Here is a 25,808-nt window from a genome sequence, read left to right on the forward strand (position 1 = left end):
CATGATCGTACAGGATTTGAACGGAAGTTCAAAATCTATGAGTGTGAAGACTGTTCCTCATGCCCATTTCGTTCATCATGCACAAAAGCAAAAGAAGGCAATAATCGAAAACTAATGGTGAATAAAAATTGGGAACAGCAAAAAGAATATGTAAGAGCGAAGCTTTCAGAAGAAAAAACGAGGGCCATTTATCGAAAACGGAAAATCGATGTGGAACCAGTTTTTGGATTCTTGAAAGCGAATTTGTGTTTCTCCCGATTTTCTGTACGTGGAAAATCGAAGGTAGAAAACGAAATGGGTCTCGCGTTAATGGCAGTGAATTTAAGAAAATTCACTGCCATTAACTAAGGTTATACAAGTAATCAAACCCAAAAATAAAAGAAAGGTGAATTTGAGAACTCTCAAATTCACCTTTCTCACTTTTTGAAGGTAGTTATGTCCCAGCCTCATTTTATTATCTTGGGCTTCCTAAACCATTTTATCTTTCCCATTAAAAACTGTTCCAGCCTTTCATTTAATCCTTCAAAGAATGCTCTATTATTTTGTCTGTACCATCAAATATATACAAAGTCGATTCTTTCCTTGCTAGCTTTTCCACTTTCTTTTGGTTAGATTCCTCTTTTATGTAATACTGAACTTCTAAATTCCATCCACCATTTGAAGCCATGCTCCCTCCACTCCTCTTTGGGCACATTTTCATTAATTTTGACTTCGTATTCATCTCCATATGCTTGGCTAAAGATTCACTTGGTTTCACGGCCAATTCAAAACCATGAATGTGGTTTCCTTGATAATCAAATTGACTTTCAACTTTCGAACCATCCACTGCTGATAGATTTACTTTATATATTAGGACTTGACCTTTCGCAGTTATTTCAATATGGGATATAGTCAATTTTTGCGGGACATTCATACCCAATAACAATAAGAAAGGAACACAAATAAAAAAGATTACCATTCTCTTTTTCATTACTACCTCCACTTTAAATCGTCTAATAATACCCTTTTCCTAAATGGCTACTTCTATTCACCAATATAGGAAAAGTTGACATAATCTTTCTTCCTAAAAAAATATAAGGAGTTGCTCGTGGATAAAAAAACCTCTCCATACTCTATCCTTCTCAACTAGAAACAAACATTTTCGCTCTGATATTATTTTATAAAACTATATTTAATGATAAATATTTATTGTTAATCAATAAATTATCCGCTACAATATAATTATTAAAAAGAGAGGTGTAAAATTTCATGAGACTTGAACCAACAACAACATTTTTAAAAACAGCGATTTGCCTAATCGGTTTGGTCATACTTGCTCTGTTTCTTTTTTGGTTACCTTGGTTAGCTAATCTGTCAGTAGAAATGTATCCAGAATATTCTTATTTGCAATACCCAGTCTTAATCGGCATGTATACTACTTCGATTCCGTTTTTCTTTGCATTGTATCAAGCTTTTCAAATTTTAAGCTACATTACGAAAAATAATGCTTTCTCAAACCTGTCAGTAAAAGCATTAAAGCATATAAAATACTGTGCTATTGCCATTAGTATAATATATGTAATAGGAAGTCTGTTTCTGTTATCACAAAGTGCATTACACCCTGGAATAGCCCTCATGGGATTGACCATCATTTTTGCTTCCGCTGTTATTGCTGTGTTTGCTGCGGTTCTACAAAAATTATTAAAAAATGCCATCGAAATAAAATTAGAAAATGAGTTAACGGTTTGAGGTGAAAACATTGGCAATTATCATTAATATTGATGTAATGTTAGCTAAAAGAAAAATGAGTGTTACTGAACTATCTGAAAGAGTTGGAATTACAATGGCTAACCTTTCTATTTTGAAGAATGGGAAGGCTAAGGCAGTGCGCTTTTCAACTTTAGAAGCTATTTGTAAAGCCCTAGACTGTCAGCCTGGGGATATACTTGAATATCAAAACGAAACGGAAAAGTAAAACTCACCGTTTAAATAAAATAAATAACCTTCCAATCCTTGCATTCGGAAGGTTATTTGTCTTTGACCATTCGTATACCATACATAATTATATGGTTATTTTTAGCTGGAATTATTGAATGCAAAGGAGTTTCTATAGACATAGGGTTATAAAACTTATTAAATCGTTATCACAACACTTCCCTTTTTTTGTCCTGACTCAACATACTTATGAGCATCGACAGTTTGTTCTAAAGGAAAGGATTTATCTATGACGGATTTTATCTTTCGCTTTTCAATAAGCTCCTTTAGAAAAATTAAATCCTCTGTCTTTTCATTTGACAACGCACAGATTACTTTCTTACGGCTGAACATTGAAGTCCACAGCATTTGAAAAAGCTGCTTTACCTTAAAGCTGGCTAAAAGATATTGTCCATTTTGTTTTAGTGAATCTTTACACTCAATAAACGAACTCTTGCCTAATATGTCAAAAATAAGATCGTAAGTTTCGCCACTTTGAGTAAAATCATCTTTAGTGTAATCGATGACCTTATCAGCACCTAGAGATTTCACCATTTCTACTCTCCGAGTACTACATACTCCCGTAACTTCTGCCCCAAAGTACTTTGCAAGCTGTACTGCAGCTGATCCTATTCCCCCTGATGCACCATTGATAAGAACTTTTTGTCCACTACGAACATCTATTCTTCTAAGTAAATTCAACGCCGTCATGGCACCATAAGGGACGACAGCAGCTTCCTCATAAGTCATGTTTGTTGGTTTTGTTGCTAGCTTCTCTTTTCCTGTTATACAAATATACTCTGCATAAGCACCCATCTGTTGACCGAGATACCCAAAAACCTGGTCTCCTTGCTTAAATGTTTTGACATCTTTTCCTACTAATTCAATCTGTCCAGTAAACTCACTTCCAAGAGTAGTTATCTTTGGCTTCCTAAATCCAAAAAATATTTTTGCGAAGAGCCAGAAGAGCAATGGCATATTAAATTTACGAGGGGAGATTCCCTTGAAATTTCGCGTTAATATATCTCCGTAATTTACAGATGTTGCATAGATTCGAATTAAGATTTCGTTGTCCTTTGGAATAGGTTTATTCACATCTTTTAGAACCAAAACATCCGGTGAACCGTATTTTTCATATACTACCGTTTTTATTTCTAATCATCCCCTTTAATACATCAAAATGTAATGTCTACCTTATTAAATTTGAGCATTCTATATTATTCAAATCCTTACGATAATATTCTGTGAATGACTAGTTCGTAATCCTCATTCTTTCAACTTACTAGCGATTACCTCGAGTCTATTATTCTCAATGCCCACTCTCGAAAAATTTCTCATTTATTTATATCATTTACCCACAATTTATATTACCCTATTAACAAGTTAATCCAATGAAATATAATAGTATGATAAACGTTGAAAACTTATTGAATTTTCACTCTACCAGTGAAATATATGGTAAAATTATCTTTTATAGGAAACTCTATACTGAAAGGTGAATTCAATCATGATATCACGACAAAAATATAAAAAGCTGAAAAGAAAAAGAAAGACAAAATGGATAAAACGATTTCTTATTGGTGCATTATTATCTCTTTCACTCATTGCTGGATATGTTTTTTTTCAGTACCAAAAAGGGGTTAAACAAGCTGGAGGAGCGAATATCTCGACAGAGGAAGTTGCTGAGTTTAATGGAATAAAAGATGAACAGGGAAGAATAAATGTGCTGTTGCTTGGGATTGATACTAGGGGTGAAGAAAAATCTAGAACAGATACTATTATGATTGCGCAATACGACCCTAAAAATGAAAAGGCTAGATTAGTCTCCTTAATGCGGGATATTTATGTTGACATTCCAGATCATGATAGTTGGAAGCTAAATACTGCCAATTATCTAGGTGGACCTGAATTATTACGACAGACGATTAAAGAAAATTTTGATATCGATGTTCAATATTACGCTCTCGTAGACTTTACCGGATTCCAAACCGCCGTCGATATCATCGCTCCTGATGGAATTGAAATGGATGTGGAAAAGCCAATGTCTAAAAACATAGGCGTACAACTTGAACCTGGACTTCAAAAATTAAATGGGGAAGAATTATTAGGCTATGCCCGTTTCCGTCAAGATGCTTTGGGGGATTTTGGTCGAGTTGAACGACAACAGAAAGTTGTAACGGCACTAAAAGACGAAGTACTTTCTCTAAATTCTATTATAAAAATTCCTGAATTATTAGGTGCACTGACACCGTACATTCAAACCAATATGGGAATAAAGGATCGGGTTGGTTTAGCTACTCAATTTTTATTGAACCCAGCTGAAACGATCGAAACATTGAAAATTCCAATTGATGGTTCCTATGAGGATAAAAGGTATGAACGTGCAGGAGCTGTTTTAGAAATCGATTTCGAAGAAAATCGTTCTGCTTTAAAATCCTTTTTAAATGGCGAACAGCCAAATGAGATGACAAACGACTCCCTCGACACAGATCAAGAAAATGAAAATGCATCTACTATAGAATAGTAAAAAAGGAGTTGTGATTCTCACAACTCCTTTTTATGATACTTAAACGTTAATAGGTTGAAAGTGAATGCCTTTACTTTGTTGAAGAGGTGCCTATTGTGAAATTAATTTCGATAAACATCTATAGTGAGTATTTTCGTTTCATCTCAATTATTGTAGACTTCGCCCCGTTAATTTACTTGTTTTCGAAGCACTTGTAATAGATTAGAACCTGAGATCATGTACAATAAAACCGAGGAAGACCTGATCATCTTTTTCGATGTAACAACCTCACCTATTGATTTGGATTTTATTATATCTTTAAAATATTACCAAATTGAATAGTAAACAATAAGGAACATTACTTTTTTTGGATTTAGAAAAACTATTTTTCTTCACATTCCACTGGGTCCTATCCAATTCCTATACAAAATTCCCACTTATGAACTAATATAGGTAGAGACAACACCAAATATAAAAGTAAGCAAAATGAATGCGAAAAAGGTAGTAACTAGTTTACGAGGATCTAACATTACAACATCTCCTCCATTCTTTACTACCTTTTTTATCGGAATACTTTCCTTCCTTATAAATAAAAAATACCCTATTCCCCTTCTTAATTACCAAAAATTCAGAAGCATCCCCTATAACTAAGTCTTTATTAAACAATGTGAAGAAACTCACCTACATCGAGCGGATATTACGAGTCACTTGCATTTGTCGAGTTTGAGCCTTTAAAATGGCTTGATCTAATAATTGACTATATTTTACGGTCATTTGATTCGTAATCCCATGCTGTTTAGCAGAAAAATACATTTGCGACCGTAATTTTTCAATCTCCAATACAACTTTTTCTTCCAACAACCGCTCTTGCTGATTTACAGTAAACACGAGAAATGCCCCCTTAGAATAGACATAATATGCTATTTTTCTATTTCTCTATACAATTTTCACCATTTACACAAAAATCTTTATGATAAACTCTTTAGGCCGTCTGTTTTTCCTTTAATTTCTATTCCCATTGAGCTGAAAGACAAAATAATCCCTATATTATTTATATCGTTCAATATTCAGAAAGCTTAACATTGTCTCTTTCTTCCGCATTATGAATAACTTATGATACTCCAAAACATGTCTTCTTGGTAAACGCTCCGAGAGCTCTACTAAATAATGACACAACCAAAAGTTAGATAGATTATATAATAGTTAGTACTTACAAACATTATAAATATAAATTCCTCTAATGACAAATAATATTTACTAATCAACCCTCTCTTTCTTTTCAATTTAACTAGTATACTCTGTTTATGGTAAAAATTATAAAAGTTTCTATCATATTCAAGTGTGATTTAAATCACACTTGAATCGTTAACTAAATTAAATTAGGGGTCATATTAGAGAGCGACAACCTTTTTTATCAATTGAATTATTTTACATAGTGTCTTCCATTGAATAAAAACGTTGAACCGGTCCTCTCCCATTCTTTTTTTCAGTTTCTATATACCGCCCATTCGTATATTCAGAAATGATCCGTCGCCAAAACCACTGTGACGGAATATTCTCCTCAACTTCTGAAATTTCCCATTCTCCAGGAAAAAAATTGAATAACTGAAAGGCGGATTGTTTCCCTACACCGATTTTTCGATACTTCTTCAAAATAAAAAATTCCGCCATTGAATAATAACTGCTCCCCGTTTCATGTTTTAGTTTACGAACAAAAGCAAAACCACCATATTTCTCATTCACTTTAATTAGAAAAGGAAAACGTTCATTTTCTGTCCAGTACTGATCAAAATAGTTGTATCGATATAATCCGTTTTCATCTACATCCATTTGATCAAATTCACTAAAATCATATTTTTGTATAATTGCAATAAATTCTTCACTACGATTTTGTTATCCAACGTTGCCTTTGTAACAACGACCTTCACCTATAGCCCCTCCTAACTATCATTTTACGTATACTTGTTCGAAGATTTTCTCTGCTTTATATTCTCTCTCGATTAAATTCATTCATTAACAGACTTTTTATTTTCACGGTTCCACAATAAAAAGCCTGACAAAATTCCAAATGGGAATAAAATGAGGACTCCGATCAACACTGCGAAGGTTCCACCGATTATTAATTGTAAAATGGTATGATCAGGAGATGATACATTTCTTATAAAATCTACGACTTGAATAAAAATAGATACGAGTAGTGAATAGTATAAGGCCACTTTGAAAATCCATTTCCATTTGTGTGTACGATCTAGTAGCATGCTCTCACTCCCCCCTTTGTCTTTTATTTATTATGTAATTAAATTAATTTCTTAATAGGGTGCTGTCATTGTATAAAGGAATAAACGATAGCGATATTTACTTTTCATCTACTAATGTCTTTTTATAATAGGTAGCAGATTCTTCGTATCCAATGGCTGAATAAAACTGATGGGCTCTTCTCGTTGCTAAGGCAACCAATTTAGAACCTCGTTTTAATGAGAGTTCCTCTACTTTATCCATCAGCCTTTTACCAACGCCATCTCCCCTATATTCAGCAGAGACAAACACTTCCTCCACCCAAGTTACCTCCCCATTTGCATAAAACGTAGCATGGTGAAATGCTAGTACATAACCAATTAATTTAGAATCTATCTCTGCTAATAGAATATCTGCATTGGGATCTTTCAGTAATTCTAAAAAAACACTAGAAAAATCCGTTCGATTTAGTTGAAAACTAGTAGCTAAACTTTCTGCTAATGGAAATAATTGATCCATGTCATCAAATTCTGCTCTTCTATATACAATTTTCACTTTCCTTCCTCCTACTTATAAACTTACTAATCATTATTTCAAATGTCTTTAATTTCCACAAGGAGTATTCCATTATTTTACTAGTAAAACAAATAAGTGCGTTCGTTCATGAACGCACCCGATTATATAAGATAAGAGATTAATTGAACTCTATTTAAGATAATAAGCCATTAAAATATCATCTCCATAAGAACCATCTTCATATTTTATTTGCTTTCTTTGCCTACCTTCTTCTACAAAACCCATGCGCTTATATACTTTTATGGCTCTATCATTGACTGAAACGACTCCTAAGCAAATTTTTTCTAAATCCTTTTGATTTTTAGCCCACTTGATGAGGAACTCTAGTAGTTTAGTGCCAATTCCCTGATTGCAGTATTCCTCTCTGATTCCCATCCCCAATGACCCTGCGTGCTTTAATCGATCCATGTCATATCGATAAAAAACCAAAAACCCTACCACTTTACCGTCTTTTTCAAAGACTATATAAAGGTTTCCTTTTTCATTACTTTTTTGGATTTTTTCTTTTTCTTTATTCACATTATCGGGTATTTTATTAGGAGAAGAGATAAAAAATTTCGTCGTCGTTTCAGATAAAATAATTTCTTTTTTAATATCAATTATTGTTGCAGCGTCAAATTCTGTTGCTAACCGGATCAAATCATTCACTACTTCCCTTTTTTAGAAGATTATACCATGAGAGAAATTAGATTGTTATAATAATATAACTATCTAAACGATTACATTCTTATCGATACATTACTTTTGGTACTATAAGTTAGCCTTTTCGTGAAAAAGTCGGTATTACGACTCTATGAAATCACCTACTAGTAAAAAAAGCAAACGCCCCCCATACCGCAATAACAGTTCCAGAACCAAACAGCCTCTTTAAGTTAGATTCTAGTTTCTTATTACCATTAGAAGCATGATGGATATATTTTTTTACTAAATACGCTACTCCCGAAATTAACGAAAACCCTAAAAATAGAATGAGGCTAAATTGAATGAAGGGGAATTCAGGTGCAGGTTTCATTGCTAAATTTAATAAAATTTGAAAAAGGAGATATTCTAATAAAAAAATCGTTAGTATATAGGCCAATAAAACTAAATAATTTCTACCCACTAAATCTTCCTCCTGCTACTATTTTCTCCAGTAATAAATACTAATATCCCAAAAATACTATTTTCTCATTCTTTTAAGGGGATACTCGCGATGGAATATATAATTAAATGGAATTAAAGTAATGTAGAACTATGGCTGATGGCCATTGGAATAATTTTATTTATCATTTGGAACGGGAAAACTTTATGCCGTAATCTTAGCTAATTTTGCGATTCTTAAAAATACAACCATTTCAGCACCAAAAACGCTAGTAGCAATAGCACAAATTGATAAAGCAATATCGATGAAACCCAATGGCAAGATAAAATGGCTACAACATTAGTACAAAAATTACAGCTTCAATCAAAGTTATTTATCGGTTCTTTCACATGAAGTATTGAGTAAAATCATCATCACGTAAATTTAAAATTCGTTCTTTTGTCGTCGCGTCATATAAATTCCAATATTTTCGCCCATCGTGCTTTTGATAGTCAATTGGGTAAAATTCTTTTCCTTCTTCTATGGTAGTATATCCTTTTATCACCAAGTCCTTTTTAAGTGTTACTATTTTTGCCTTTGCTTCTCTAATTAATTTCGTATTTGGCTCAATCCAATCTTTGACTCCCTCATCCATTATATCGAAATATTCCTTCATAATACTATTTTTCATCCTATGGGAGACATTTAGGTTATTAAAAATAAGCACGTGTGTATAACCAATCGTCTCTTTAACTGTACAAATCTCCCCTTCTTGAATAAATAAATCTCTCCATTCTAAGTTTTTTTTCAAACGTAATTTTGCATTTTCTCCGCAGAAAAGCGGTGGTAAATAAATCCTCATTCTCTTTCTCCTTTAGTATCTTAATCAATCTTTTAGGTTCTGTATGTCTTCTATTGTTGTATATCCTTTCTTTCGTAACGCTAACATTATGTACTTAATCTCATAACATTCGTTATTAATTCCATCTTACCCTATTATAGCAATGGTTTTAAAGGCTTCTCCCTAGCAATGATAAAATTCTGGTTTCTTTAAAATAAGTTTTAATACCCATTTTACAACTAATCTATTATTTCTAGTACACGAGTACAGTCACCTTCAGCACTATTTCATAAAATAATAGTGACACACTTACAAAAGGTGTTGGTTCTACCTTATACGATAATTGGTAGAGTCTTATTAACAATAAAGAAAGGAGGTGACTGAACGGATGTGTAAAGAGCAAGGATTAATTTATGTAAGTAATCGTGGTTCAGATACTGTTTCTGTTATTGATGTTGCAACCAATAAAGAAATTAAACAAATTCCTGTAGGGCAACGTCCTTTTGATATCGATATTACACAAAATGGGAAGTTCCTTTATGTCGCGAATAGATGTTCAGATGATATTACCGTTATAAAGGTGAAAAAAAATAAAGTAGCTAAAACCATTAAGGTAGGGAAAGTACCGATTGATATAGACTTTCAGCCTGGTGGGGAGTTAAACTTTTCCGTTAATAATGGCTCTAATAATATCTCTGTCATAAACACGATCAAGAACAAAGTTGTGAAGGAAATTAAGGTTGGCAAGCAGCCATTCACATCAAGTTTTACTACAAACGGTGATTTTTATTATGCGTGTAATACGGGATCTAATAGCGTTTCAGTTATTGACGCCAAAAAACTAAAAGAAATCAAACAAATCAAAGTGGGCAAACAACCATTTCAAGCTCGTGTTTCGCGAAATAATGAACAAGTATATGTTCCTAATAATGGTTCTAATACCGTTTCCGTCATTGATACAAAATCAAACAAAGAAATCAAACAAATTAAAGTCGGAAAACAACCTTCTAGAACCTTTGTTTCGAGAGATAACAGATTAGTATTTGTAAGTAATACGGGATCTAATAGTGTCTCCGTTATTGATATTGCTAGCTTAAAGGTCATAAAGGAAATAAAAGTTGGTAAGGGACCATTCTTTGCAATGTTTACTCCTGATGGACAATTTTATTATGTCAGCAATACAGGTGGAAGATCAATTTCTGTCTTAGATGTAGCGACATTGAAAGAAATTAAAAGAATTAAAGTGGGAGAGAATCCCGCAGTTGGCAGATTCACTTCAGATGGAACTCGTTTTTATATCCCAAACTCTGGGTCAGATACAGTCTCCCTTATCGATACAGCTAAGCTAAAAGAACTGAAAAAAATAAAAGTAGGAAAATTACCGGAACAGGCTTTCTTCCTTTCAACAGAGTAGCCTTACTTGAAGAGAGTTATTGGAGTAATTCAATGGAAAGGAGGAGATTGGATGGGAAACAATATTAAGCCAGTTGCCAATATCATTAATTCAGCTTTTCAATCTTCAAAGGGAAGAAATTTTGCAGGCTTAACTGACCTTTTAACATTTGGAGATGGAACAGTAGCTTGGGGTCGTCTTTTGAACCCTCCTAATTCAAAAATAGATTTATTTTTTGACTTTTTTACACTCACTAATTTCTCTACCTCTCCGTATACAGCCAATTTATTCGTGGATGCCATCCCTCCTGGAGAAATATTCACTTCTTCTAATGTAGGCAATTTAAACACAAATTTCAACAGAACTCCAATGGGAAAATTACAATTTAATCCATCGGTTCAAGGAGAGCTTATCGGAGGAGTAAATACCGCCCTCAGACGAGTTCCAGCTAATGAAACGATAACTAGTGGGCAGATTAGCGGAAAAATTATTATTGCACCTGGCAATTCTATTCTTTTCTTTTTATCAAGTGATGCAGTAGTAAAGGCCAGAATTGGGTTTGAGTGGTGGGAAGGAGAAAATATTTTCTAATTTTGACTTAATACCAGGACTAGAGAGAAAGGGCTTTAGAGTAATGGCATGAGTTTTTTAGCTCATGCCTTTCCAATCTTCAAAGTTAACTGAAAGCAAGTTTAATGGAAATACTCCTTTATACTAGTAAACATACATATAGAGGAAAAAGCGATTCTTGTTCCTTCTTTGAACCGTTCGCCATTCTAAACATAACTGACTTAGACAAATTATATGTGAAGATGAAAATCTCTTGATCCTCTAATTTCCATGAAATCCTCTTCTACCTATTTCTTGTTCTTAAATAATTTCCACCTAGTTTTCATTGATGATGTCATAAATCCACCTTTGAAAGAACGGATTTCGTATGATGTTAAAAATGCTTTAGGCACAATATCATTTATGATTGTTAGCAATTCTTCTTCTCTTGAGCGCTGAGAGATAATATCTAGGCGATACCTTATGTTAGATTCAATTCCTTTTCCCTCAAAGACTGTGACACCAAACCCTGATGTTCTAAGTATGTTGACGAGTTCATCATTTTTTGTAAGCAAACTGACTTGATACGTAATATACCCGATTGCAAGCTTTTGTTCTAACGCTCCTCCTAATAATAGTCCAACACTAAACCCGATGATATAGGCAGAGATATTATATAGATTCGTTAAATCTTTAAAGACAATTCCAAGACTTACAATGTAAATAGTAGCTTCTAATGCTCCCATTCCTGCCGCTGTTTTCGTTCTATTTTTCACAAGAAAAATCGTTCTTAGTGTCAAAATAGGAACATAAATAATTTGTAGTAAAAAAATAAGCAATGCTGATAACATATTCTGTCCCTTTCTTTCTGTTTCGTAATTTGTTTTATTGGCTTAACAGCTTAAAAAAGTAGAAAATAAGTTTGTTTTGCTATTCTATTTCTCCATAAAAAAAGAAAAGACATATGGACGCCCAATTCTCCTATTACCCCCTCCTAATGAGGATAGAATTGACTTCAAAGTAGGTCTCTCCCACCCTCGAAATTTTTTAAGCATCAAAAAAATTCCGGGGTGGGAATCGAACCCACTAGAACCAGACACTGCTGGTGGCTCACCATTTGCCTTCCCTTTACACGGCAATATTTAATTTTGTTGATACTATAGTAATCGAATTTCGGCATAAAATAAAGAGTTTTTTTTCTAATTTGATTCACAAAAGAATTATACGTTTATTTTCTATGTATCGTTAACTGACTGCTTAATGGATAGATTCATAAAGTTCAGAAAGATGCTTGCCTTACACAAAATTGTAACATACTCTTTAATTGATAAAGGGATGATTCAGTATACTTATAGTAAGTACTATACATACAGTGTTTAACAACATACTCCCGAAAAATAAAAAGAGGAGCTGGTATTGTGAAAAGCCGTTTTAAAACGCTGGAAGGAAAGCAAGCACTCTACGACTCTTATGATCAATTATTGCATTTATGGGATGTTCCATATGAGGAACGAGATATCGAGACTAGATATGGTCAAACTCACTTAATTATTACAGGAGATGAGCACAATCCTCCATTAGTTCTTTTTCACGGTACAGGTGATAATTCAGCTATTATGTGGATCTATAATATTCAGGCATTGTCCAAAAAGTTCTACGTTATCGCTGTCGATACATTAGGTGGTGCAGGAAAAAGTGAACCGAATGAGCACTATAGTAAAGACTTTGTCCCTCATTTATGGATCGACGACATTTTAAATACTTTAGCCATTCATAAAACACATATGGCTGGTGTATCCTATGGAGTTTACTTGACACTATCCTATGAAATCTACAATCCCGACCGAGTCGAGAAAATCATTTGTATGGCCAGTTTTCTCCCTGTAAAAGGGTTAAGTATAAAGTATACTTTACTCGGAATGAGAAGCATTTTAACCTTCTTTCCTGAAGTATTACGTCCTAATGAAAAAAACGCCTTAAAGCTTCTTCGTAAACTCGGAAGCCCCCTTTCTGAAGAAAACACTGAAAATAATGAGACCTTCAAACATTTCCTCTACATTTTAAAATATAGTCAGCCTGAAAGAAGGAAATTTACAACGTATGAACTGAGTGCTTTATCAACCTTTAAAGAAAAAGCACTGTTTTTAATCGGTAATTCCGACCCAATTGCTTACCACTCTTCCTATATTCAATTTTTTCAAGATTATGAGTTTCATTATAAAATCATAAAAAGAGCAGGTCACTCCATTAATCAAGACCAACCGGAAATAATCAATCATGAAATGATCAACTTTTTATTAAATGATGGGTAAATCTCTGTGACCATGCATGAAAAGCCCATTCTTTTTTGAATGGGCTTTCTTGCAACAAAGAGGTTAGGAGTCAATCCATTAACCACTCTTCTTCTATCGCCAATGTCACTTTATACGGTCCATATTCTTTATTGGAAGGGATCACAACTTTAACACCTGTCTTTGGATAAAAGGAGGAATGAAAGGATACGCCTGGGTCATAGCCCATTACGTGATATTTATATATCTCGCCATTTCGTTTTCGAATCCAAATTCCGTATCCATAATACTCCTCATCCTTCTCACAAATATGAGGTGTTAACAAAACTTTCGTTGTTCCCTCACTTAAGAGCTTATGACTCATAAGTCCTTCCCACAGTTTCAGATAATCAGAAGCTGTGACATAGGCTCCGCCATCCGCTCCACCCTTAATGGGAATGGAATAGACATTTGTTCGCCACGTACCATCTTTCTCATTATCTATATAACCAACTGCCGTATGTTTAGGTAGCCTGTCTAGCGAAAAATAGCCTGAATCCTTCATGTCGCACCGCTTAAAAATCTCTGCTTCCACATATTCAGAAAACTCAAGTCCTGTTTGCTGCTCGACGATTAAGCCGAGAATAATAAATCCGGAATTATTATAATGAAACCTCTCACCAGGTGTGAACATCATGCTGTTATACTGAAACATAGGCAAAAAGTCTTGTAACTGGTTGACTGTATACATCGGTTTTTCTTTCCATATTTCTTCATATTCCATCACGGCTTCATCAAAATAATCTGGAATACCTGAGCTATGTGTTAAAAGATGATGAATGGTAATCGACTCATCAAAATGAGGAAAATCGATATCCAGGCAATCTTTTAGACGTGTCTGAAAGGTCAACATCCCTTTATCAACTAGTTGGGCGATAGCAATCGATGTAAAAAGTTTACATCCGGAGGCAATACCAAATCGTGTCTGAAAGGTATTGACAATTTCCTCAGATCGGTTCGCAAAACCATGTACACTTTCCAGCATCATCTCCTTCTCACCTTTTACTAAAATAACTCCTGAAAAATCAAGATCACGTACTGTATTATCTATAACTGAACTTCTTTTTACATGATTTTTTTTCAATTTAATCCTTCCCTTCTTCTATTTATAGCGTTTTTGGAAAGGTTCTATATCATCACTCTTCACCGTCCATACTTTATTATCTATTATTATCTTATTCTCTTTTTTACTGGCAGAATCCTTTTTTCCTTTTTGAAATATAGTAAAGAGAGTCAAGTAGAACGGCTGTTGATTATGGACCTCCTCCTGACTCGTGATAAACATTTGATACTGATTAAATTAGTAATTGGTGACGGAACGACATCCTTTGAGATTAACGATCAAACTATTACACCTCCCATAAATGGGATACAAGTAATCCAGATGGTCTATGTAAATAACGTGAATTAAGCACCATTTCGAGAATGCTTATTTTTTTCAACCTACTAACCTTCCAATTAGTTATGATTTTACTCCCTTTTTCATAAAGTGTATTAAAAAGGAGGTAAGAATGTGAATTTTGAAGAAATGCAATTTACAGCCCTGCTTATTGTTTTAGTGATTGCTGTCATCATTGCTGCAATCACTTTGATCCTATCCTTTGCAAAGGATAATCGTATTTGTTGTTTAGGCGGTGGGTTAGCACTTGGTCTTCTATCTGCTGCTTTAGGGTTTCTTGCTTGGACTGCTATTCAACAAACTAGCGATGTGTTTCAACAAATGTTTACTGTCATATCAGTAATTATTTTAATTTTGATTACAGCTTTTGTGTCCATTTTTACGTTGCTAGCTACGATTAAGAAAAAAGAATTTTGTTGTTTAGGTGGAGGGATTGCTTTCACAGGAATAGGATTGGGGATTGGTTTAATTCTTTCAAATATTGGTCAACTTAGCAATGATATTAATGAGGTACTCCTCTTTTTATTAACTATCCTTTTCCTTGTCGTTTTAATCGTTGCAATTCTTGTCATTGTGATATCACTAAAAAAATGTCAAGGTTTGTGTTGTTTTTCAGGTGTGCTAGCAATCGCTGGAGTTGCATTTGGGATAATCTCCTCTGTTACGCTTGAGGAAAATACGAATATTATAGGTTTATTGAGTCTAATTAATCCTATTGTTCTCTTAGGAGTATTGGGAGTAATGTTATACTTTATTAAAAATAGTAAAAAGTAATGGGGAGAATGATATGGCTTCCTCTCGATAAGGTATGCCTCACTTGTATGATTGAGAAAACTAGGGCCAAAACGAAAGAGATTCCGTTATCGAGGGAAAAACTAAGTTTCTCACCATAAATATCTGCCCATTAAAATAGTAACGCTGATGGCGTTGCTATTTTTTTATAGTTCAATTAGGTTTTTACAACTTATGTTAAAATATAAATGCAAAAACGTTACTCTCATTTTAATGATGCTTTCATTTGCTGAATCTAATTGGGAAAATATCAAAACTGAGTTTACGAAGGATGTCTCTACTGTCACACCAATTGAAGTATTTCGGGAGTGGTTTTCAATAAATGGTGGGAAAAAATTTGGATATAGCAGACTAGGCTATTTTATTGGTGATATGTTTTTTCAGAACCAAATAAAGAAATTTGGTGAAACAAAGGCTATAATTGCTTGGAAAGAATCAGACTTTGAAGAACAAGTTAAGAATTGGCTACTACAATAAAATATTTTAGCAATAATATAAATTTATATAATGTAATAGGAAATAATCAGATACTCATGACAGTCCATTTAAGCAAAAAAATACCCAGTCCGTGGCGACTGGGTAGATCTCTCTTTATATTTTTAAGTCACTATGATCTATAGAAGAATGCTCTATTTGAATCGTTGTGTGTTCAATTTTAAACTCACTATTTATTTTATTTATAGCTAACTGTAATATTTTTTGGCTATCAAGATCATCTTCAATTACCATATGACACGTTAAAGTGTCTAATCCAGATGTAATCGTCCAAATGTGTAGGTCGTGGACATCCTTTACTCCTTCAATTTCCAGCAAGACTGTTTTCACTTTATTTTGGTCAATTGTAATGGGTGTTCCCTCCATTAATATATGAACAGAGCTTTTAATAACACCCCAAGCACTTTTTAAAATTAATAAAGCAACAAGTACTGAGATAATCGGATCTGCAATATACCATGAGAATACTAACATTACGATTCCGGCTATAATTGCCCCGATGGATCCTAATGCATCTCCAATAACGTGTAAATAGGAGCTTCGTAAATTAACGTTATTTTTGACATCCCCTTTTCTCATCAATGTCCAGGCACTCACTACATTTGCTACTAATCCGACAGACGCAATTAAGATCATTGAGCCACTCGCTACCGTTGGTGGGTTTATTAATCGGTCATATGCTTCCCATACAATAAAACCAGCAATCACAAAGAGAGTTGCTCCATTAAAAAGGGCTGCTAAAATCTCAAAGCGATAAAATCCATACGTTTTATTAGCTGATGGAGGACGTGCCGCAAACCAAATGGCTACTAGGCTTAAAAATAACGAGCTTGCATCACTTAACATATGGCCAGAATCGGATAATAGCGCCAAACTATTCGTTATAAGTCCCCCGAAAAACTCTACTAGCATTATCCCCGTAGTAATAAATAAAGCAATAATTAATCCTTTTTTATTTCCCTCTCTTGTTTCTTCGAAATGATGATGGTGACCATGATGCGAATGCTCATGTCCATGCTGATGCCCCATATTCATTCCCCCTTTACCTATTTTTTCTCTTTGGCACTATAAAATTGAATGCTAAACCCTTATTTATGAATGTATATTTCAAATATAACATATATGAACATATATTCATATAAACATTTAAATGGTTTCTTTCAATTTTTTAATTATTAGGATGGTTGAAAGGAATTCCTCAACAAATGAACGGCGTGCAGCTACTTTACGCGTCTTTAGTCATTTCAAAAAACTGAAACATTGACTAAATGCCAGCTTCCCATGAAATCCATTTAAACTTCTATTAAGGTAAGTATCTTTCTAGTCTCCCCTTTAACTAAGCTTCGTAACTCTAAATGGATGTTACAAAGCTAGCAGGTTAACATGTATACTTATTTGTATACCTTCGTTATTAAACCTTAACATCCACTATTTAAAAAGAATGAATCAAGTTTTCTCCATTGAAAATAATAAAAAATCGCATAAAACCACAATGAAAGTGATTTCATTGTGGTTTTATTATTAAAAATGAATACGTTATACTATTAGACTATTAGTTAGTAATCACCTTAAAATATAAAACGACATTTCCTATAAATTTCAATAGGACTAATCATTTCTTAATTCCCAAAAAAAGTTACTTACTTTAAGGTAGATTTCCCAAATAAAATCACTATTCGAAAGCTGACGAACGATAAAATCGTATATATCGCCGATTGAAATGTCATTCTTTATTATTTTATTGATTAGATCCTTTATTACCTCTTCGAGAGTGCTTAGTTTTGGCTCTTCTACCGGTTCTTCCGGCTTCGGCTCTTCTACCGGTTCTTCTGGCTTCGGCTCTTCTACCGGTTCTTCTGGCTTCGGCTCTTCTACTGGTTCTTCTGGCTTCGGCTCTTCTACCGGCTCTTCTGGCTTCGGCTCTTCTACCGGCTCTTCTGGCTTCGGCTCTTCTACCGGTTCTTCTGGCTTCGGCTCTTCTACCGGCTCTTCTGGCTTCGGCTCTTCTACCGGTTCTTCCGGCTTCGGCTCTTCTACTGGTTCTTCTGGCTTCGGCTCTTCTACCGGTTCTTCTGGCTTCGGCTCTTCTACCGGTTCTTCTGGCTTCGGCTCTTCTACTGGTTCTTCTGGTTTCGGCTCTTCTACCGGTTCTTGTGGCTTCGGCTCTTCTACTGGTTCTTGTGGCTTCGGCTCTTCTACCGGCTCTTCTACCGGTTCTTCTGGCTTCGGCTCTTTAACTGGGTATTCCGGTTCAGGTTTTACTACTGGATATTCCCGATCAGGTTTTTTTATTGGGTCTTGTGATTGCACTGTATCTAATCGATCTTGCCCTTCTATCAGGCTAAATGGTGATAATGCCTCTGTTGAATCTCTATCTCTTTTTTTAGGACGATCATATTCTTGAATTTGATCATTAACGTGAGCGTCAGTCTCTTTTGTCCAAGTCTCATCTTTGTTCCCATTCTCTCTATTTTTCATTTTGGTGTGTTGTAAAACGACTTGTTCAAAATCTATCTCATTGACAGCAGTATCACGATTTCCCGAATTGTTATTCATCCTTTTTTTGTATAGTGATTTGATAACTTTATAATCTTCTTCAGTAATTTCATTCTCTATTAAAAAGCTTAACTTCTCAATATTTTCATCTAATTCATTTATCGATTTTGACTTAATTTCGTCAACAGTTAAAACATCTTCATCAAAAGAGCTTATTTGAGAAATCATGTATTTCCCTAGGGAGACGCCTTCTTTTTGAGCATCTACTCTTACTTCTTTAGGTACGTTTACAACATAAATTTTCCCTTTTCTCTCTGAATTAGTAGAGGTAACAGTTGAATATATTTTATTTTGTAGTAAATTCTTGATTTCCTTATCTTCAAAAGTCATTGCCACTAAGATTTCTTGGGAAGAATTTATTACCCCTTCATCTTGAGCAATTTTCATTAATTGAGGAAATACTTCATCAAATTCTTTATATTTCCAATCACTTAATTCTTTTAAGATTGGGTCAGCTTTGTCGTTATATGATACTATGTCAATAATTTGACCCTCATCATTCATTATAAACTCTGCACTAAAATTCATATCAAGAGAAACATATGCAGATGCATGTCCATTCTGAAAAGGATTGGAGAGGTTAAACAATAAGGTGATTGTTGCGACAACTATTGCGACCTTTTGGTATGTACGTAAAAAACTTCGTACTTTCTTCTGCTTCAGTTCAGTATAGGTAATTTCTTCTCCTATTTGACAATCTAATCGTTCTGCTTTAACAAATACTCCTGATGAATTTAAGATAATTAAATAGTTTTTGTGTTTCTCTAATACTATACCTTTATTCATGATGCGACTCCTCTTATCATCTCTTGAGTTAGTTCATAAAATAGTTTTGTAAGTGAGGGTAATCCCCTTCTAGCAATAGAACTACCGCAATGATATATTTACCATTCCTTTCAAACTTTCCCTTTTTAATATCGGTTTTCTCCATTAACTCTTTAGGAGGTAATTTACCTGTTTTCATAAGCTTATTTTTAATCTCTAGATCATCTATAATCGTCACAGCAATTTCTTTCATTTTTTCACGTGAATGTTGATGTTTCGGCGAAGAGGCAACCACATCTGCGAAAGTTAGTCCAAATTTTTTAAGAGCTTTGCTGTACTCCGCTATTTCTTCCCTTCTTTTTTCTGGAGCCTGTTTTGCTTTATCTCGTTTCATTGAACCTTCAACCTCAGTTAAACTTCCCACTCTTTCTCCTTTTTTATTTGGAGCATCGTTAAAAGAAGGACGTTTAAGATTTTTCGCATTAACTTTTATGTAATCCATTAAAAAGGAGGTTGGTGTGCCTTTATTTCTAAGATGTTTAAACATAATCATTACCTCTACTCTAAATATTACGAACATGTTACAGTTTTTTTGGGTATTGTAACATTTTATTTATTAGTGTATTCCTATATTACTACTATTTCCCCGCTATGAAAAAGGAAATATTTCTAAAATACACAAATTTTTATTTATTTTTTTCTTCACTACGCATGATAGATAGCTACCTTTCCTAAAATTGCTTTAAACTAAGAAGGAACGTTGAGAAGAAAAAGGAGATAGAAGGTCCTTCAATAGCCAATCTTTTTGAATGTTAAGTTCCTTAAACACTTCCATAAAGATGAGAAATCCATGATCCATATACCTCCAGTTCATCCTACTTCTCCTGTATAATTAGTTACTATTATCCTTCAAAGACTAAATAACAAATTCAAACGAATGATATTAAAGCTATGAACTAAAAGAGCTATACCTTTTCTTTTTGATTGGTAAGGGTCAACACCCTAGCCATTTGTCTTTGGATAAGTTGAAAATCCTAGGAATTTATTAACAGGGGAGTACTGCTTTTGTAAGGATTTCATTAATTCTTGAGATGCGTTTAAATTTTGCTGTACGAGCTCATGGGGAGTTAACGCCAACCATTGATTAAGTGAAATATCCATATATTGATCTGTTCTAAAAATAGCCAAAAACCACAGTGTTTCTGTACCAATGTTTTGAATGTAATGCCCAAACACTCTAGGTACATATCCGACATCTCCTGCACGATAATTAAATGTTCGAGAAGTACCATTGGATGCAAACACAGACATTCGTGCCTTTCCCGTTAAATAATATTGCCATTCATCAGCATTTGGATGCCAATGCATTTCACGAATTCCACCTGGCTTCACTTCCACTAACGCTGCCGCTGTCGTTTTGGATACTTTAAAGGTAGTAGAATCTACAATTCTTACTGTTCCTCCACTAGATTCAATTGGCTTTTGTGCAAGTAATCGATGAGTAAAGGTTAACGGCACGGTTCCATTTGGGGAGAGCACGCGATCACTTTCTATAGATCCAGGAACCGTGGATTGATAAATATAGCGCTGTTTTTTCGGGATACCTGCTAAAGAACTTATCGGGACACCAAAGTTTGCAGAAAGTACCTCTTTTGGAGTATGTGCAAACCAATCTGAGACCGAAAATGTGTCAAGGTCAGAAAAGCTCCCGTCATCAAAAACGAGTAAAAACTCACAGCCCCCTTTCAATCCTTGAATTGAATGTGGAATGCCTGAAGGAAAATACCATAAATCACCCGGGCCAACGTCTGCTATAAAGTTTCTACCCTTTTGATCCACTGCTGTGATGCGAGCATGCCCCCAAATCATATAAGCCCATTCCGACTCCTTGTGCCAATGAAGTTCACGAACCCCTCCTTCCGTTAGCGACATGTTTACACCCGCAAGCTGTGTCGCAATGGGAAGCTCTCTTTCCGTGATTTGCCTAGACCAGCCTCCCTTATCTAAGTTCATATACGTGTCAGAAAAAGAAAACTTCAAATTTGGGATTGTTCCAGCATCTGTCATAGGAGGGACTAGCATATCTGGATTTTCCTTGTCTCGCATGACGTCACGTGGACCAAGATCTACAAAACCAGCTCCGTCTTCTCTTATTGGTTGCGGTATCTCCATCTGTTTTTTCTCTCGTTTCTTCACATGGATAACTCCTTTCCTTCGTCGTTCCTTTACCTCCAATTTATTCTGTACCCCGGAGTATATGCCAAGTGAAAGAAATCATGAGCTCTTTTATAGATATTAAGTAAGGAGTGTTTTCACAATAAGAAAACCGGTAAGAGTAAATGGCGACAACGAGCATCATCATGAGATAAATGAGAGGTTTTGACGGCCTATATAAGTAAAAAACACTTCATTGAAAAGGAATTTTGTTATGTAGTGAAAAATAATAGATGTTCAATATATAAAACATCTTTTTGAGGGTACGTCGCTACTGCTTCTCTCTAACTTCTATAAAGGCCACCTTAAGATATTGTTACACAAAGCTTAAAATTCTTTGACCCTCTTTAATCATCTCCAAATAGATAAACAACGCCATTTCTAGGTCGATTAAATTTTGGTCCCTTAAAGCCTCTCTTTCGTAACTCCCTCCTTAAATAAAACATAGTGCCTCCATGACTAACAATAAGTACGTTATCCTTTGAATGTAAGGCTATATCCAAAGCTTTGTTCAATCGATTTAACACCTCACTCTTTTTTTCTAGTTGTGACTTATGGTTCAAGAGCCATGCCAACCTTATACAGAATAAATGAACAAATAGAGGGAGTTTAATTTTTGACTGAAAGATAGGTGAAAGAGAAATCTCTCGTAATTCATCAACATAGACGATAGTTCCATCGAAACACTTCTCTGCTGTCGCTTTAGCTCTCGATAAATCGCTAGAGAAACATTTTTCCCATTGAATATTACATAAGTTCACCTCTATTTCCTCAACATCCGATTCGTCATATTCGGTAACCCAACTCATTAATTCATCAGACGTAACCATTTTACTTGGGTACCCTCTCGTCACTTTGAAATGACGAATTAGTCCAACTTTCATAAATGATTCATTTCCTTTCCTCTAAAAATTGTATACTGTTCTTATTCAACTAAAATAGAAAGCTTCCCTTTTAATTTATGAAAATGAACCGCTACCAAATTGGGACCTCATTGTTACAATTAACGCCGCTTCCCTTCACTAAAGACTATACTACTTGCTCGTTTTACTCCGTTGATACGATTGGCTCAAATACCTTTTGAATTTCACTCTGTTTCATCAATTTATCAATCCTACACTAATCAATTATCATTCTAATTTTATACTGGATTTTCTAACAACGGTAGAAAGGTCACCTTGGAAATTTAAAAATGGTACGAAAAGAAAGTCAGATGAAAGAAATAGAAGAATATTACCTATATACTGCCATTACTCTGCTTTGAGTAAGGTCGTTTTTTCTAAAGATTAATTTATAAGTAATTATTAGGTAGAATATGAAGCATCCATTCGTTAAGATAATTTTATAAAAAGATAATTTTCAAAATAATTTTATTGAAGGATGTAGGAATTTTATATGAAAAGCTTAACTTTTATTAAAGATTTTAAGAAGAATCCGACACTAAGACATAGCTTTAATGATTTAGCTACACAAATTTTTGGGATTAATTTTGAAGAATGGTATCAAAAAGGGTTCTGGAACGACCGTTACATTCCATTTTCTTATGTTGAAGAAGATAAAGTGATTGCAAATGTTTCAGTCAATATTCTGGATATGGTGGTACAAGGTGAGGTAAAGAATGTAATACAAATAGGTACTGTTATGACGCATCCTCATTACCGAAATCAAGGTCTTTCAACTAGCTTAATGAACAAGGTCTTACAAGAGTATGAAGATAAATGTGATTTTTTTTATTTATTTGCCAATCAAGATGTTCTAGAATTCTATCCTAAGTTTGGATTTGAAACGGTTAATGAGTACCAATATTCCATGCAGTCTTCTTCAACTCAAACCATTTCACAACATGATATTCAGAAGCTTGATGGGAAAAATCCTGATGACCTAAACTTTATATCTCGTTTTGCTTCTGAGAGAGTACCAACTTCAAATTATTTTAGTACAATTAATGCTCAAGGACTCCTGATGTTTTATTGTATATATGTCTTTAATGATCATATTTATTATTTGAAAGATGAAGACATCATTATCATTTATGAGCAAAAAGGTAATAAAATAGATATATATGATATTATCAGCAAAAATGATGTTCAGATTCATAAAATAATTAATAAGATTACTAATGGAAGTGATCTAAACATAGTGTTTCACTACACCCCTAATTTTAATGAGATTAATACTAAATGTGATAATTTCGCCGGAGATGATGTACTATTCGTTAAACCTAGTCATAATAATCAGTTTCCATCAAGCATTAAGCACCCTCTTACTTCTAAAGCTTAAGAATTATTCTAATACAGCGCTAGAGTTGATTAACATGACGATTATAAGTAAACAAATAATAGAAATATAAGAAAAATAGTCTTTACTCCATAACTGGAGCTTTTCTGTAATAGAAAAGCTCTTTTCTTTTTGCACCCGGGCATAAAGAAGAATGATTTGCAGTGTATGAAGAGCCTAAGTTAATGCTAAATGTGGGTTTATTTACTAAGTGAAATTTGAACTCATTTTTATTATATTTTATTTAAGAAACATCGTTACAATGAGGAATGAGGATACAAAGATGGGGATCATGGGGATCATTATATTCTTAATTTTATTATTATGTTTAGGCTTATTCTTTTTATGGATGGCTATTTTTGGTAAAAATAAAGATATTGAAGATATTGGACCCGATATACCAGCGGACTATTTTGACTTGTTTCTAATATTAATTTATAAACTATCCCCGTCTATCATAAGAAGGATACTTTTATTTTTATTAGGATTAAGTATTGAAATTATAGCTATCTACGCACTATTTCAAGTCTTAAGCTAATGAGAAAAGTAATCGTTTTAAAAAGAATCCATTTTGATGATCATTTTCAAAATGGATTCTTTTTGTTAGCGAAAATGTATTAAGATTTAAAAATGATTCTTTTTACGAAGGAAGTAGTTCAAACATATCTTTCCAGTTGATAACTATTCCTCTAAAATCAACCCTGACCAGGTTTCACCACTTTATCTTTATGACGTAACTTAATAATCCACATCAGGAATAATAGTAGTAACGGTAAAAGAATCGCAACAATCAACTCCATTGACCTTAGTATAAAAAGCCACTCTTCCACACTTCTTGCAATCTGTACAAAGAATGAGAAACCAAATGAAAGGAGTAATAAACTTGCAATTGAAATTCGCGGGGATATGTTTGGCATTGCTTGCCTAAGAAATTGATCTGCTCCCCAATAAAACGAGACAATTGTAATGAGGATTTCTCCAATAAAAAGGTGAGTTACAAAATTTTCAGTCCTTTCCATAAATGGAAACTCAACATATTCGAGCATGGTTATGACAGGAAACATATCGTTTAAAAGTTGATTAAAGCTAAAAAAGCCAAACGCAATGAAACATGTAACTAAGTAAATAAACGAAAGTAATAGATGGGCATAAACTAATGGTTTAATTAACGACTGATTTTTTGCCATGTATGGGACAAAAAGTAAGGAGAGCTCGTATCCTAAAAAGGCAAAGGCTACTCGTAAGCCACTCCGCAATAAATCCTTTTCCCCCTCAAAAAAGAAAGGAGATAGTCGCTTAAATTCAAATTCCGGGATGTGAAATCCTAATAAAAAGGCAATGAGGATTGTCGAAAAAAAAATGACCGCAAATTTACCAATGTGAACAATTCCGCCACGAACAAGCCAGTACGATATAAACAAAGTGATAAGGATAAAGACTGACTTTGGCATTGTAGGATAATAAAGCATCAAAATCAGCAGTTCAAAATCACGTGCAATAATAACGGCTAGGGCACTAAAGAGCAATGCTAAACAAACATAGAGAGGACGTGAAATAAACTTAGGTAGGACATCATTCATTAGTTGAAAAATGGTTCTTCCCTTTCCAAAATGAAACACTAATCCGATTAATAAAATATTGATAAACAAAATGATGGAGACAATGAGAATGCCACTCCAACCATTTGTACCGAAGGCTTCGGCTGTAAGGCGAGGGATACTAAAAATACCTACTCCAATTTGGATCATATAAAGTAGCATCAATACTTGATAAGAATGAAGCTTTTCCTGCATAATTGGCACCTATCCATCCAAATGTCTTTTCGTTTTTTTTGTAGTATTTTCCACTCATTAGAAATTATTCCTAT

General features: G+C 34.1%; 29 protein-coding genes. 11 read left to right on the forward strand and 18 right to left on the reverse strand.

What is annotated here, in order from left to right:
• On the forward strand, positions 1 to 348 hold a 348-nt coding region (locus tag WAK64_RS19745; RefSeq protein WP_419465974.1), incomplete at its 5' end, for a transposase.
• A 166-nt stretch (positions 349 to 514) separates the two neighbouring features.
• Here the strand turns inward: WAK64_RS19745 and WAK64_RS19750 are convergent.
• Positions 515 to 970 carry a hypothetical protein gene (locus tag WAK64_RS19750; protein WP_336588731.1) on the reverse strand — a complete coding sequence of 152 codons (456 nt, stop codon included), beginning with the start codon at positions 968 to 970 and terminating at the stop codon, positions 515 to 517.
• 278 nt (positions 971 to 1,248) lie between these two features.
• Here WAK64_RS19750 and WAK64_RS19755 point away from each other — a divergent pair, with 278 nt between their 5' ends.
• Both WAK64_RS19755 and WAK64_RS19760 read left to right on the forward strand, forming a co-directional pair.
• Positions 1,249 to 1,728 (forward strand): DUF2975 domain-containing protein, encoded by a 480-nt coding sequence (locus WAK64_RS19755; protein WP_336588732.1) that lies wholly within the window; start codon positions 1,249 to 1,251, stop codon positions 1,726 to 1,728.
• A 10-nt stretch (positions 1,729 to 1,738) separates the two neighbouring features.
• A complete protein-coding gene (locus tag WAK64_RS19760; RefSeq protein ID WP_336588733.1) occupies positions 1,739 to 1,954 on the forward strand; it encodes a helix-turn-helix domain-containing protein in 216 nt (71 codons plus the stop codon).
• A 158-nt stretch (positions 1,955 to 2,112) separates the two neighbouring features.
• On the opposite strand, the gene WAK64_RS19765 is transcribed toward WAK64_RS19760, so the two are convergent.
• The gene (locus WAK64_RS19765) at positions 2,113 to 3,105 is read right to left on the reverse strand and encodes an NAD(P)-dependent alcohol dehydrogenase (protein ID WP_336588775.1); all 993 of its coding nucleotides are present in this window, start codon (positions 3,103 to 3,105) and stop codon (positions 2,113 to 2,115) included.
• A gap of 355 nt (positions 3,106 to 3,460) precedes the next feature.
• On the opposite strand from WAK64_RS19765, the gene WAK64_RS19770 reads away from it, so the two are divergent.
• Complete coding sequence (locus WAK64_RS19770) at positions 3,461 to 4,477, forward strand: LCP family protein (protein ID WP_336588734.1); 1,017 nt, start codon at positions 3,461 to 3,463, stop codon at positions 4,475 to 4,477.
• Between the two features lie 663 nt (positions 4,478 to 5,140).
• Here the strand turns inward: WAK64_RS19770 and WAK64_RS19775 are convergent.
• The 7 genes from WAK64_RS19775 to WAK64_RS19805 all read right to left on the reverse strand — a co-directional run bounded on the left by WAK64_RS19775 (position 5,141) and on the right by WAK64_RS19805 (position 9,192).
• The gene (locus WAK64_RS19775) at positions 5,141 to 5,347 is read right to left on the reverse strand and encodes an aspartyl-phosphate phosphatase Spo0E family protein (RefSeq protein WP_336588735.1); all 207 of its coding nucleotides are present in this window, start codon (positions 5,345 to 5,347) and stop codon (positions 5,141 to 5,143) included.
• A gap of 540 nt (positions 5,348 to 5,887) precedes the next feature.
• Entirely contained in the window at positions 5,888 to 6,289 is a 402-nt protein-coding gene (locus WAK64_RS19780) for a GNAT family N-acetyltransferase (RefSeq protein WP_336588736.1), read from the reverse strand.
• Positions 6,290 to 6,465: 176 nt separating this feature from the next.
• Positions 6,466 to 6,717, reverse strand: a complete 252-nt coding sequence (locus WAK64_RS19785; RefSeq protein ID WP_336588737.1) for a hypothetical protein — start codon at positions 6,715 to 6,717, stop codon at positions 6,466 to 6,468.
• Positions 6,718 to 6,814: 97 nt separating this feature from the next.
• Positions 6,815 to 7,249, reverse strand: a complete 435-nt coding sequence (locus WAK64_RS19790) for a GNAT family N-acetyltransferase (protein ID WP_336588738.1) — start codon at positions 7,247 to 7,249, stop codon at positions 6,815 to 6,817.
• Between the two features lie 150 nt (positions 7,250 to 7,399).
• Positions 7,400 to 7,909: a GNAT family N-acetyltransferase gene (locus WAK64_RS19795; protein WP_336588776.1), complete on the reverse strand. Its 510-nt coding sequence runs from the start codon at positions 7,907 to 7,909 to the stop codon at positions 7,400 to 7,402.
• A gap of 160 nt (positions 7,910 to 8,069) precedes the next feature.
• Positions 8,070 to 8,372, reverse strand: a complete 303-nt coding sequence (locus WAK64_RS19800) for a hypothetical protein (RefSeq protein WP_336588739.1) — start codon at positions 8,370 to 8,372, stop codon at positions 8,070 to 8,072.
• A 364-nt stretch (positions 8,373 to 8,736) separates the two neighbouring features.
• Complete coding sequence (locus WAK64_RS19805) at positions 8,737 to 9,192, reverse strand: hypothetical protein (RefSeq protein WP_336588740.1); 456 nt, start codon at positions 9,190 to 9,192, stop codon at positions 8,737 to 8,739.
• A gap of 367 nt (positions 9,193 to 9,559) precedes the next feature.
• Between WAK64_RS19805 and WAK64_RS19810 the strand changes: the two genes are divergently transcribed.
• The gene (locus WAK64_RS19810; protein WP_336588741.1) at positions 9,560 to 10,585 is read left to right on the forward strand and encodes a YncE family protein; all 1,026 of its coding nucleotides are present in this window, start codon (positions 9,560 to 9,562) and stop codon (positions 10,583 to 10,585) included.
• A gap of 51 nt (positions 10,586 to 10,636) precedes the next feature.
• The gene (locus tag WAK64_RS19815; protein ID WP_336588742.1) at positions 10,637 to 11,155 is read left to right on the forward strand and encodes a DUF6143 family protein; all 519 of its coding nucleotides are present in this window, start codon (positions 10,637 to 10,639) and stop codon (positions 11,153 to 11,155) included.
• Between the two features lie 266 nt (positions 11,156 to 11,421).
• Here the strand turns inward: WAK64_RS19815 and WAK64_RS19820 are convergent, their stop codons facing one another.
• On the reverse strand, positions 11,422 to 11,964 hold the full coding sequence (locus WAK64_RS19820; protein WP_336588743.1) for a DUF2179 domain-containing protein: 543 nt from the start codon (positions 11,962 to 11,964) through the stop codon (positions 11,422 to 11,424).
• Between the two features lie 567 nt (positions 11,965 to 12,531).
• Between WAK64_RS19820 and WAK64_RS19825 the strand changes: the two genes are divergently transcribed.
• Positions 12,532 to 13,425: an alpha/beta fold hydrolase gene (locus WAK64_RS19825; RefSeq protein ID WP_336588744.1), complete on the forward strand. Its 894-nt coding sequence runs from the start codon at positions 12,532 to 12,534 to the stop codon at positions 13,423 to 13,425.
• Between the two features lie 70 nt (positions 13,426 to 13,495).
• On the opposite strand, the gene WAK64_RS19830 is transcribed toward WAK64_RS19825, so the two are convergent.
• The gene (locus tag WAK64_RS19830) at positions 13,496 to 14,527 is read right to left on the reverse strand and encodes a serine hydrolase domain-containing protein (protein WP_336588745.1); all 1,032 of its coding nucleotides are present in this window, start codon (positions 14,525 to 14,527) and stop codon (positions 13,496 to 13,498) included.
• Between the two features lie 429 nt (positions 14,528 to 14,956).
• Here WAK64_RS19830 and WAK64_RS19835 point away from each other — a divergent pair, with 429 nt between their 5' ends.
• A complete protein-coding gene (locus tag WAK64_RS19835) occupies positions 14,957 to 15,616 on the forward strand; it encodes a hypothetical protein (RefSeq protein ID WP_336588746.1) in 660 nt (219 codons plus the stop codon).
• Between the two features lie 192 nt (positions 15,617 to 15,808).
• Entirely contained in the window at positions 15,809 to 16,111 is a 303-nt protein-coding gene (locus WAK64_RS19840; protein ID WP_336588747.1) for a hypothetical protein, read from the forward strand.
• A gap of 114 nt (positions 16,112 to 16,225) precedes the next feature.
• On the opposite strand, the gene WAK64_RS19845 is transcribed toward WAK64_RS19840, so the two are convergent.
• The 6 genes from WAK64_RS19845 to WAK64_RS19870 all read right to left on the reverse strand — a co-directional run bounded on the left by WAK64_RS19845 (position 16,226) and on the right by WAK64_RS19870 (position 22,548).
• Complete coding sequence (locus WAK64_RS19845) at positions 16,226 to 17,158, reverse strand: cation diffusion facilitator family transporter (RefSeq protein WP_336588748.1); 933 nt, start codon at positions 17,156 to 17,158, stop codon at positions 16,226 to 16,228.
• Positions 17,159 to 17,737: 579 nt separating this feature from the next.
• Positions 17,738 to 19,471 (reverse strand): anti-sigma factor domain-containing protein, encoded by a 1,734-nt coding sequence (locus WAK64_RS19850; RefSeq protein WP_336588749.1) that lies wholly within the window; start codon positions 19,469 to 19,471, stop codon positions 17,738 to 17,740.
• A gap of 28 nt (positions 19,472 to 19,499) precedes the next feature.
• Positions 19,500 to 19,997 carry a hypothetical protein gene (locus WAK64_RS19855; RefSeq protein ID WP_336588750.1) on the reverse strand — a complete coding sequence of 166 codons (498 nt, stop codon included), beginning with the start codon at positions 19,995 to 19,997 and terminating at the stop codon, positions 19,500 to 19,502.
• 195 nt (positions 19,998 to 20,192) lie between these two features.
• Entirely contained in the window at positions 20,193 to 20,324 is a 132-nt protein-coding gene (locus tag WAK64_RS19860; protein ID WP_336588751.1) for a hypothetical protein, read from the reverse strand.
• A gap of 128 nt (positions 20,325 to 20,452) precedes the next feature.
• Complete coding sequence (locus tag WAK64_RS19865) at positions 20,453 to 21,622, reverse strand: oxalate decarboxylase family bicupin (protein WP_336588777.1); 1,170 nt, start codon at positions 21,620 to 21,622, stop codon at positions 20,453 to 20,455.
• Between the two features lie 389 nt (positions 21,623 to 22,011).
• Positions 22,012 to 22,548, reverse strand: coding sequence for a histidine phosphatase family protein (locus WAK64_RS19870; RefSeq protein WP_336588752.1), 537 nt, complete (start codon positions 22,546 to 22,548; stop codon positions 22,012 to 22,014).
• A gap of 511 nt (positions 22,549 to 23,059) precedes the next feature.
• Here WAK64_RS19870 and WAK64_RS19875 point away from each other — a divergent pair.
• Together WAK64_RS19875 and WAK64_RS19880 are read left to right on the forward strand one after the other, a co-directional pair.
• Positions 23,060 to 23,944 (forward strand): GNAT family N-acetyltransferase, encoded by an 885-nt coding sequence (locus WAK64_RS19875; RefSeq protein ID WP_336588753.1) that lies wholly within the window; start codon positions 23,060 to 23,062, stop codon positions 23,942 to 23,944.
• Between the two features lie 280 nt (positions 23,945 to 24,224).
• Positions 24,225 to 24,479 (forward strand): hypothetical protein, encoded by a 255-nt coding sequence (locus WAK64_RS19880; protein ID WP_336588754.1) that lies wholly within the window; start codon positions 24,225 to 24,227, stop codon positions 24,477 to 24,479.
• Positions 24,480 to 24,636: 157 nt separating this feature from the next.
• Here the strand turns inward: WAK64_RS19880 and WAK64_RS19885 are convergent, their stop codons facing one another.
• Positions 24,637 to 25,734, reverse strand: coding sequence for a GerAB/ArcD/ProY family transporter (locus tag WAK64_RS19885; protein WP_336588755.1), 1,098 nt, complete (start codon positions 25,732 to 25,734; stop codon positions 24,637 to 24,639).
• Positions 25,735 to 25,808: the final 74 nt, after the last annotated feature.

This window comes from Bacillus spongiae, from assembly GCF_037120725.1.
Taxonomy (GTDB): Bacteria; Bacillota; Bacilli; order Bacillales; family Bacillaceae_K; genus Bacillus_CI; species Bacillus_CI spongiae.

Excerpts from the sequence above, each read along its gene's own strand:
- WAK64_RS19750 (WP_336588731.1), bottom strand. The coding sequence starts at position 970 with ATGAAAAAGAGAATGGTAATCTTTTTTATTTGTGTTCCTTTCTTATTG.
- WAK64_RS19755 (WP_336588732.1), top strand. The coding sequence starts at position 1,249 with ATGAGACTTGAACCAACAACAACATTTTTAAAAACAGCGATTTGCCTA.
- WAK64_RS19770 (WP_336588734.1), top strand. The coding sequence starts at position 3,461 with ATGATATCACGACAAAAATATAAAAAGCTGAAAAGAAAAAGAAAGACA.
- WAK64_RS19780 (WP_336588736.1), bottom strand. The coding sequence starts at position 6,289 with ATGGATGTAGATGAAAACGGATTATATCGATACAACTATTTTGATCAG.
- WAK64_RS19785 (WP_336588737.1), bottom strand. The coding sequence starts at position 6,717 with ATGCTACTAGATCGTACACACAAATGGAAATGGATTTTCAAAGTGGCC.
- WAK64_RS19805 (WP_336588740.1), bottom strand. The coding sequence starts at position 9,192 with ATGAGGATTTATTTACCACCGCTTTTCTGCGGAGAAAATGCAAAATTA.
- WAK64_RS19810 (WP_336588741.1), top strand. The coding sequence starts at position 9,560 with ATGTGTAAAGAGCAAGGATTAATTTATGTAAGTAATCGTGGTTCAGAT.
- WAK64_RS19815 (WP_336588742.1), top strand. The coding sequence starts at position 10,637 with ATGGGAAACAATATTAAGCCAGTTGCCAATATCATTAATTCAGCTTTT.
- WAK64_RS19820 (WP_336588743.1), bottom strand. The coding sequence starts at position 11,964 with ATGTTATCAGCATTGCTTATTTTTTTACTACAAATTATTTATGTTCCT.
- WAK64_RS19840 (WP_336588747.1), top strand. The coding sequence starts at position 15,809 with ATGTTAAAATATAAATGCAAAAACGTTACTCTCATTTTAATGATGCTT.
- WAK64_RS19845 (WP_336588748.1), bottom strand. The coding sequence starts at position 17,158 with ATGGGGCATCAGCATGGACATGAGCATTCGCATCATGGTCACCATCAT.
- WAK64_RS19850 (WP_336588749.1), bottom strand. The coding sequence starts at position 19,471 with ATGAATAAAGGTATAGTATTAGAGAAACACAAAAACTATTTAATTATC.
- WAK64_RS19855 (WP_336588750.1), bottom strand. The coding sequence starts at position 19,997 with ATGTTTAAACATCTTAGAAATAAAGGCACACCAACCTCCTTTTTAATG.
- WAK64_RS19860 (WP_336588751.1), bottom strand. The coding sequence starts at position 20,324 with ATGAACTGGAGGTATATGGATCATGGATTTCTCATCTTTATGGAAGTG.
- WAK64_RS19865 (WP_336588777.1), bottom strand. The coding sequence starts at position 21,622 with ATGGAGATACCGCAACCAATAAGAGAAGACGGAGCTGGTTTTGTAGAT.
- WAK64_RS19870 (WP_336588752.1), bottom strand. The coding sequence starts at position 22,548 with ATGAAAGTTGGACTAATTCGTCATTTCAAAGTGACGAGAGGGTACCCA.
- WAK64_RS19875 (WP_336588753.1), top strand. The coding sequence starts at position 23,060 with ATGAAAAGCTTAACTTTTATTAAAGATTTTAAGAAGAATCCGACACTA.
- WAK64_RS19880 (WP_336588754.1), top strand. The coding sequence starts at position 24,225 with ATGGGGATCATGGGGATCATTATATTCTTAATTTTATTATTATGTTTA.
- WAK64_RS19885 (WP_336588755.1), bottom strand. The coding sequence starts at position 25,734 with ATGCAGGAAAAGCTTCATTCTTATCAAGTATTGATGCTACTTTATATG.